General features: G+C 29.6%; 1 protein-coding gene. It reads right to left on the reverse strand.

The window, feature by feature from the left end:
* Positions 1–133: 133 nt before the first annotated feature.
* Positions 134–466: outer membrane beta-barrel protein (locus tag E3E36_RS11820; RefSeq protein ID WP_167895573.1), on the reverse strand; the 333-nt coding region annotated here is incomplete at its 5' end.

Here is a 466-nt window from a genome sequence, read left to right on the forward strand (position 1 = left end):
TGTAAATATTTATTTTCTTTTCGTACTCAATTTTACCATAGCTGAGAAATACTTGCTGAGCTTGTATTTTAACAAGACTTAATAAAAAGAATAATGTTATTATCAGTTGTTTCATCAGTACATTTTTTAGTTGTTAGTTATCATCATCTTCATTTACTTTTCTGTTTTTGGCAAACTTCCACCTGAAAGAAATTAAGAAGTAACGCTGAACAGTTGTATAAGTATTTTCTGAAATAAAGTTGCTGCTTATGTTTCTGTTAAAGCCGATATTTTGATTGAGGATATCATTTACAGAAATAATAAGTGCTATGTCTTTTTTCTTGAAAACTTTCTTTTCAAGAGATGCATTCCAAACAATTGCATTATTGTTATTATCATTTGGATTGAGTTTCTGGCGGAAGTTAGCGTTGATATCAGAGTTAAGCGTAATGCCTTTAAGAAACTTGTAAGTTAAGTCTCCGCTTAC

It is taken from the genome of Thermococcus sp. M36, from assembly GCF_012027355.1.
In the GTDB taxonomy this organism is placed as follows: Archaea; Methanobacteriota_B; Thermococci; order Thermococcales; family Thermococcaceae; genus Thermococcus.